Annotated in this window: 1 protein-coding gene; it reads left to right on the top strand. The window is 55.4% G+C overall.

The genetic code is table 11. The features are described from left to right. On the top strand, positions 1 to 342 hold a 342-nt coding region (locus tag EXE50_RS16880; protein WP_137705639.1), incomplete at its 5' end, for a chemotaxis protein CheD. Positions 343 to 610 lie beyond the last annotated feature (268 nt).

Here is a 610-nt window from a genome sequence, read left to right as displayed (position 1 = left end):
CACGTCATGCTTCCGTCGGCGGCCGATATCGACGGCGGGAACCATGCGAAGTTCGCGGACACAGGCATCGAAGCACTCATCGAGGCCATGGCGGATGCCGGGGCGTCGACGGAGGCGATGGAAGCCAAAATCGCCGGTGGGAGCGATATGCTCGACTTCTCGGAGAGTGGCTCCTCTATCGGGTCGCGAAACGCGAAGAAGGTACGCGAGACGCTCGATGAACACGGTGTTCCCGTTGTCGGTGAAGACCTAGGTGGTGACCACGGCCGGTCCGTCAAACTCGAAGCCGACACCGGTAATTTCACCGTCAAAAGCGCGAACACGGACTCGATAACACTGTGATATCTGCGGACAGTCTCCGTGCCTGCCGTTCGGCGTCAGACGGACGACAGCCGTTCGTCTGCCGGGGGCGCACTGGGACAATCTGTTCTCCGATTGTCTGGTCGGAATTAATCTGAAATGTAACGGGCTAGTACTTGGGCTGTTAATTTACCGTATCTGAGCCGGGAAAATGGGATATTATTATCAAATATGATACGCTAAGGGGAATATTCAAGAGTAGAAACAGCATGAGATACAACAGATGAGTAGTCCTGCTCTCGTGCCACTG

This window comes from Halorubrum sp. ARQ200 (assembly GCF_005435115.1).
GTDB lineage: Archaea > Halobacteriota > Halobacteria > Halobacteriales > Haloferacaceae > Halorubrum > Halorubrum tropicale.
The sequence above is the reverse complement of the archived record's forward strand: the minus strand, read 5'-3'. Positions and strand labels throughout refer to the sequence as shown.